The sequence below is a fragment of the Microvirga sp. GN3 genome, assembly GCF_055792825.1.
Window position 1 is genome coordinate 96,791 of the sequence record NZ_JBVVAK010000013.1, and the last position, 6,509, is coordinate 103,299.

The following is a 6,509-nucleotide window of genomic DNA, read 5'->3' on the forward strand; positions in this document are numbered from 1 at the left end:
GATTGCCCGAAGGAGAGCGCTCATGGCGAAAGACAACCCCGTCCGGATCCTGGTCTGGAGCGATTATGTCTGCCCGTTCTGCTATCTCGAACGACCCGTTCTTGAGCGGATCCGGAACGAACTCGGCAATCGTGTCGAGATCGACTGGCGCGCCTTCGAACTCCGGCCCGAGCCTGAGCCGACGCTCGATCCCGATGCGGACTACCTGCACCGGGTCTGGAGCCAGTCCATCTATCCGATGGCGCAGGAGCGCGGCATGGTCCTGAAGCTGCCGCCGATTCAGCCGCGCAGCCGCAAAGCCCATGAGGCGGCCGAATGTGCACGCGAGGCAGGCCAGCTCGACGCCATGAACGCCGCTCTGTTCAAGGCCTTCTTCGAAGACGGGCGCGATCTCGCCGACATCGAGGTCCTGCTCGACATTGGACGATCCATCGGGCTCGATGCGGATGATCTGCGCGAGGCTCTCACGAGCAGTCGCTACGAACAGCGCGTGATCGAGGACCAGCAGCTCGCACGACAGATCGGCATTTCGGGTGTTCCCGCGCTGATCGTGACGGCCGGAGCGCAGGCCTACCTCGTCGCCGGTGCTCAGCCCTATGAGACGGTGAAGGAGGTGATCGCTCGCGCCATGACCGAAGAAAAGGTCGCTTCCTGATCGGGAGGACGGGAGCAGCCGTCAACTCGTCCGCAGGTTCAGCACGGCGAGCGCCTCTGACAGGCGCCTCTTGGCCTGCTCGATCCCGCCCTCGCTCATGGCATCCGGGTCGATGAACAATTCGAGCCCGGTTGCGTGCTCCCGGATCACCGAAGACTTTGGAGACAAGTCCCCCGACAGGCCTTTGACGGCATAGGGGATGATCTCGCGGCCGATGCCCTTCATGCCGATCGGTGCAAGAGGCTCGACCTGCACCAGATCGCGCACCAGTGCATAGGTTTCGTAACTGAGGCAGATTCCTCCCGGCTCGGCGATGGTTTGCAGCCGTGCGGCGAGATTCGCAGCGGCCCCGATGATCGTGTACTCCATCCGGTCGTTGCTGCCGAAATTACCGACATTGCAATAGCCGGTGTTGATTCCCATGCGGGCCCGGAAGGGATGTTCAATGCCGCGCCGGAGCCATTGATCGCTCAACACCTCAAGCCGCTGTTGCATGTCGACAGCCATGCGCAGACAGGCACGGGCATCCTCCTTGACGCCTTTCGTTTCTGGGTCGCCGAAGAAGACGAGGATCGCATCGCCGATGAACTTGTCGACCGTGCCGCCATGGCGAAGCGCGATGGCCGACATCTCGGTGAAGTACTCATTCAAAAGAGCCGTCAGATCCTCCGGCTGCAGCCGTTCCGAGATGGCAGTGAAATCCTTGATATCCGAGAAGAAAATCGTCAGCTTCTTGCGCTCGGTCTCAATAGTGACGTCCTTCTCGCCGCTGAAGATGCTCTTGTAGACCTGAGGGGAGAGATATTTGGCAAGCTTTGCCGAAACGCTGGCCAGGAAGTCGTTGGCTTCCGACAATTCCCGGTTCATGCCGCGGATCAGGCTTGTCTGCCGCCGCTGCAGAACGATCAGGATCAGCCCTGCCAGCACAATGAAAGCGAAGTAGGACAAAAGGTACTTGAACGAGAACACATTGCTGGCAATGGGCTGGGTAACCGAGATTTCTTGTATGCCGCGAACGTCACCGACCTTCCAATCCTGTTTCGGGCTGTCAGGATGCGCGTTGTGGCAGGAGACGCAGACCGGTCCCATGATCACCGGTGCGGCCGTGCGTATCTGGCGCTCCAGCAGTGAGCCGGAGACCTCGATGATGGGCTGCTTGGGATCTGCACGCAGACGGGAGAGTGCATCCTGCCCAAAGCTGTCGATGGCTCGCGCTTCACGGCCCTTGAAAGGATGGTCGGAAACAAAGCGATACTTCACGGCATCGTTCTTGCTGCTGATGAGCTTGCCGAGTTCGATGGAGAGGGTCGCCGGGATGGGAATGGCGCCTGGAATGTCGCGATAATTGTGCGTAACCGTGATCGGTCCGGAGGCTGAAAGGATGCGTTCGACCACGTCGCTGCCGTAGAAGGCGCGGACCTCGTCGATGACCCGGTTGATGTCACCGACCTGGGCCTGAAGCATGCGCTCCGACAGCGCGCGCAGATCGAACCAGGCAGCGACGGGCAGGCCGAGCAGGCTCACGATCAGGGACGCGATCAGCAGAGGACCCATGGCCCTCTCCTGTTTCCGAAGGAACCTCCCGCCGAATCCCATCATCGCCGTTTCCGTTCGAAACGAGTGAGCAGAGTTCCTGTAGAAAGTAGAAGACCTATAAGTCCTTTTCTTGGCGGGGCGTGGTCTCGAAAGGAAGAGGGCCTTTCAGAACAACTGAAAGGCCCTCTTTGTCAGCAGCCGGTGAGTTTCACGCGCTCCACCTCAAGACCGAAGAGGGGACGCAGTCGCGTACCGACCACGTTGCCGGCAAAGGCTGCAACGAGCCAGACCCATCCGTGCACGCTGCCGGATGCGATGCCGGAGAAATAGGCGCCGATGTTGCAGCCATAGGCCAGCCGTGCGCCATAGCCGAGAAGCAGGCCGCCGCCGACGGCCGCGATAGCGGAGCGCAGCGGGACTTTCCAGGTGGGAGCGAAGCGGCCGGCCAGGGAGGCGGCAAGAAGCGCGCCGAGGATGATGCCGAAATCCATCACCGTCGTGATGTCGTTGAAGATGCTGCCGTGGAGCTCGGCCTGGCGGGCCGGTGTGGACCAATAGGGCCAGCTCGCGACGTCGAAGCCGATGGCGGCGGCGATCTTCGAACCCCAGAGGGCGAAGGCCGAGGTTACGCCCCAGGGACGGCCGGCGAGATAGAGCGTCACGAAGTTCAACAGAGCCAGCGCCACCGCACCCGCCACCAGCGGCCATGGCCCGCGCAGGAAGCGCGAAAGGCCCTCGCGTGGGGATGGATCGGCCGCGATGAGGCGGCCGTGCCGGCGCTTCTCGAACACGACGGTCACGGCGGCGATGAGGGCGAAGACGGCGAGCTGCACGGCCAAAGCCGTCCAGGGACCCCAGGTCTTGATGATCGAGATCGCCGGCAGACTCGGAAGCGCGACCCACCAGTGCAGATGCGCCGCCCCGATGGCGGAGCCGGCGATGAAGGCGGCGAGCGTGATCACCATGCGGGTGGAACCGCCGCCGACCGTATAGAGCGTGCCCGAGGCGCAGCCGCCACCCATCTGCATGCCGATGCCGAAGATGAAGGCGCCGAAGATCACGCCAAGGCCGGCCGGCGAGACGTTGCCGGCTACGGACTGTCCGAAGAGGGAGCCGGAGGCGAGGACGGGGAAGAACAGGATGGAGGCGATCGCCAGCATCACCATCTGCGCCCGCAGGCCCTCGCCACGACGATCCGCGATGAACACGCGCCAGGCCGAGGTGAATCCGAAGGCGGCGTGATAGAGCACGAGCCCAAGCGCCGCGCCGAGCACGTAAAGCGCGGCCTGTCGTGGGTTGATGATGGCGCCCAGCAGAGCCGCGCCGCCGATGATGCCGGCGGCGGCCGCCAGGGAGGCCGGGGTATTGATGGACAAGCTCGCACGGTTTCCGACGGAAAGAGGCGAAGCCACTGCAGAGCTGGACATGGTCGCTCCTGAGCTTTCGTAACGGTGAGTGATGGCCAGGATCATCAGCCCCTCGTGAGGGGCACAATGTAGTTCGACATAAAGAACGTCAAGGATTGTATTTTTAATTTTAATCACATAATATAAACGTGAATATCGGTCGTGAACATTCTCGCCGAATGGCTTACACCCGGTTCTCCCCCGCTAACGTATCCCAGCCCGCAGTTAGGTATCATGACCATTCAGCCCGATGTCCCTGCCGCTATCGGCAGTACACCCCTGATCAAGCTTCGCCGTGCCTCCGAACTGACTGGATGCACCATCCTGGGCAAGGCCGAGTTCATGAATCCCGGCCAGTCGGTGAAGGACCGGGCCGCCCTGTTCATCATTCAGGATGCAGTGAGACGCGGCGCTCTGCGCCCGGGCGGCGTGATCGTCGAGGGAACCGCCGGCAATACCGGCATCGGTCTAGCGCTCGTCGCCAATGCCCTCGGTTTCCGGACCGTGATCGTGATCCCGGAGACGCAGAGCCAGGAGAAGAAGGACATGCTGCGGCTCGCGGGCGCCGAGCTCATCGAAGTCCCGGCCGTGCCTTACGCCAATCCCAACAACTACGTGAAGGTCTCAGGACGCTTGGCGGAGCGCCTCGCTGAATCGGAGCCGAACGGGGCCATCTGGGCCAACCAGTTCGACAACGTGGCGAACCGGCAGGCGCATATCGAGACGACGGGGCCGGAAATCTGGGAGCAGACGGGCGGCAAGGTCGACGGCTTCGTCAGTGCTGTCGGCACGGGCGGTACGCTGGCCGGTGTCGGCATGGCGCTGAAGCGGCGCAATCCGAAGATCGTCATCGGCCTTGCCGATCCTTTGGGCGCGGCTCTCTACAGCTACTACACGACCGGCGAGTTGAAAGCGTCCGGCTCGTCGATCACGGAAGGCATCGGTCAGGGCCGCATCACGGCCAATCTGGTCGATGCACCGATCGATGTCGCCTTCCAGATTCCGGACGAGGAGGCGGTGCCGGTCATCTTCGATCTGCTGGAATATGAAGGTCTGTGCCTCGGCGGATCATCCGGCATCAATGTGGCGGGCGCGATCCGTCTCGCCAAGCAGCTCGGGCCAGGCCACACCATCGTGACCGTCTTGTGCGATTACGGGACGCGCTATCAGTCCAAGCTCTTCAACCCGGACTTCCTGCGCTCGAAGAGCCTGCCCGTTCCCGCATGGCTCGAGAGAAAGAGCACCATCGATCCCGGACTTGTGTAACAAAGACCGGCATTTTTCGGCGCCGCGATCGATAGGCTCGAGCGCGGCGCTTTCAAAAGATCAGGCCGCCGACGAGGTGGCAGTTTCCGAACTCGTGGAGTTCGTCGAAGAACTCGGCGATGTCGAGGAGGAGCTCGTCTCGTCGGAACGCTGTTGCTGCGGGCGGCTGAGATTGGCCGGCGAGCGACTGGCGGTCGCTGCAGGTGTCACGGACGGCTTCTGAGCGACGCTGTGAAGATCTGACTGAATGCTTTCGATCAGATCGACCAGCCAGGATTCCCCGTTCTGAATGCGCTCCCGAAGTGCCGATTTCGCGATATCGAGTTTCGCGGAAATCTCCGTTGTGGTGCGCGATGGCAGATCGCTGAAATCCTGTTCGATGGCCGCAAGCTCACGCAGGAGCTCGTCGCGCAGCGGGCGCTGTTCGTCGGCCATGATCAGCGGCGAGTTCAGCATGCCGCGCAGGGCAGCCCATCGCAGGCCGAGAGCGCTTACCGATTGCGTTCCGTCGAGTCCGGACAGGTTTTGGGATTCGGCCACGAGCATTTCCTTTTCGCGAGCGTTGAGAATCGAGACGTCGCAGGAAGGAGCATGGTTGTGGCGTGAATCGGGCAGCAGCCCGCAAAAAGCCGCCCGATCTCATTCTATTTCGAGTATGGTTAGCGAATTCAGCGGATAAAGAAATACAGTGTCAGTGTCGCGCCAACCGCGATCACCAGCCAGCGGATCACGCTTGCCGGCAGGCGACGGCCGAAGACGACACCGAGATAACCGCCGATCACCGAGGCTGCACCGACGATGAAGGTCTCGGGCCAGCTCACGAGACCGGCTGCGATGAACAGGATCACGGCCACGAGCTGGATCAGCGTGGAGCACAGATGCTTCGCGGAATTGATCAGATGGAAATCGTCACCCTCGGTGATTGCAAGCGCCGCCAACATGACGATGCCCATGCCCGCACCGAAGAAGCCGCCATAGATGGCGACACCTGTCTGGAACGCGAGGCCCGTGGCCCAGGCCTTCGTCGAGGGATGGTGTCCCTCATGCTTGCCGATGGCGCGGGCGAGCGCCACGATCTTCGGGCTTGCAGCGAAGAGCAGGGTCGCAAAAAGCAGGAGCCACGGCACGAGCTGTCGGAAGGCATCGTTGTTGGTGACGGTGAGAATGTAAGCGCCGACCACGCCGCCGATGAGGCTGACGATGCCCAGCGCCGCAAAGCGCCTGACATTGGTCGCGAGTTCTTTCCGGTACGCCCATGCGCTGGACAGATTGGCGGGCGTTACCGCCACGGCGCTCGTTGCATTGGCGACCACGGGCGGAAGACCTGCAGCGACGAGGGCGGAGAAGGTAAAGAAGGTGCCGCCGCCTGCGATCGCATTGACGAGGCCGGCCGCAAGGCCCGAGGCGGCGAGAAGCGCCGCGGTGGATAAGTCCATGATTTCTATCTAGCGGGAAACATAAGAGCGGATTGAAGAAGGCTGGCCATAGCATGGCGGGCTGCCTTGAGCCCATTAGGCCATTGTCTAATGATCTTCACGGAGGTGGTGTAACATAGGGTGATGTCGATCCTCGTGAGGAGGCGCGCGATGGATGACGACGTTTGGCGGCCGACGCATCTAACATCCGAGCAGATGGAGGAGCGGCGT

At 62.1% G+C, this 6,509-nt stretch carries 6 protein-coding genes; 2 read left to right on the forward strand and 4 right to left on the reverse strand.

Translation table 11 applies throughout. The features are described 5' to 3' along the window. Positions 1-22: 22 nt before the first annotated feature. Positions 23-655: a DsbA family oxidoreductase gene (locus tag ACS5Q1_RS09270; RefSeq protein ID WP_473097879.1), complete on the forward strand. Its 633-nt coding sequence runs from the start codon at positions 23-25 to the stop codon at positions 653-655. 21 nt (positions 656-676) lie between these two features. Here the strand turns inward: ACS5Q1_RS09270 and ACS5Q1_RS09275 are convergent, their stop codons facing one another. Together ACS5Q1_RS09275 and ACS5Q1_RS09280 are read right to left on the reverse strand one after the other, a co-directional pair. Further along, positions 677-2,209: an adenylate/guanylate cyclase domain-containing protein gene (locus ACS5Q1_RS09275; RefSeq protein ID WP_473097880.1), complete on the reverse strand. Its 1,533-nt coding sequence runs from the start codon at positions 2,207-2,209 to the stop codon at positions 677-679. Between the two features lie 173 nt (positions 2,210-2,382). Beyond that, a complete protein-coding gene (locus ACS5Q1_RS09280) occupies positions 2,383-3,618 on the reverse strand; it encodes a YeeE/YedE family protein (protein WP_473097881.1) in 1,236 nt (411 codons plus the stop codon). A gap of 213 nt (positions 3,619-3,831) precedes the next feature. On the opposite strand from ACS5Q1_RS09280, the gene ACS5Q1_RS09285 reads away from it, so the two are divergent. Further along, complete coding sequence (locus ACS5Q1_RS09285) at positions 3,832-4,863, forward strand: cysteine synthase A (protein ID WP_473097882.1); 1,032 nt, start codon at positions 3,832-3,834, stop codon at positions 4,861-4,863. Positions 4,864-4,923: 60 nt separating this feature from the next. On the opposite strand, the gene ACS5Q1_RS09290 is transcribed toward ACS5Q1_RS09285, so the two are convergent. Both ACS5Q1_RS09290 and ACS5Q1_RS09295 read right to left on the reverse strand, forming a co-directional pair. After that, positions 4,924-5,403: a hypothetical protein gene (locus ACS5Q1_RS09290; RefSeq protein WP_473097883.1), complete on the reverse strand. Its 480-nt coding sequence runs from the start codon at positions 5,401-5,403 to the stop codon at positions 4,924-4,926. Positions 5,404-5,531: 128 nt separating this feature from the next. Beyond that, positions 5,532-6,299 carry a sulfite exporter TauE/SafE family protein gene (locus ACS5Q1_RS09295; RefSeq protein ID WP_473097884.1) on the reverse strand — a complete coding sequence of 256 codons (768 nt, stop codon included), beginning with the start codon at positions 6,297-6,299 and terminating at the stop codon, positions 5,532-5,534. Positions 6,300-6,509 lie beyond the last annotated feature (210 nt).

What these genes read in the sequence shown, in the direction of transcription:
- ACS5Q1_RS09295 (WP_473097884.1), bottom strand. Translation starts at nt 6,299, where the DNA reads ATGGACTTATCCACCGCGGCGCTTCTCGCCGCCTCGGGCCTTGCGGCC.
- ACS5Q1_RS09270 (WP_473097879.1), top strand. Translation starts at nt 23, where the DNA reads ATGGCGAAAGACAACCCCGTCCGGATCCTGGTCTGGAGCGATTATGTC.
- ACS5Q1_RS09275 (WP_473097880.1), bottom strand. Translation starts at nt 2,209, where the DNA reads ATGGGTCCTCTGCTGATCGCGTCCCTGATCGTGAGCCTGCTCGGCCTG.
- ACS5Q1_RS09280 (WP_473097881.1), bottom strand. Translation starts at nt 3,618, where the DNA reads ATGTCCAGCTCTGCAGTGGCTTCGCCTCTTTCCGTCGGAAACCGTGCG.
- ACS5Q1_RS09285 (WP_473097882.1), top strand. Translation starts at nt 3,832, where the DNA reads ATGACCATTCAGCCCGATGTCCCTGCCGCTATCGGCAGTACACCCCTG.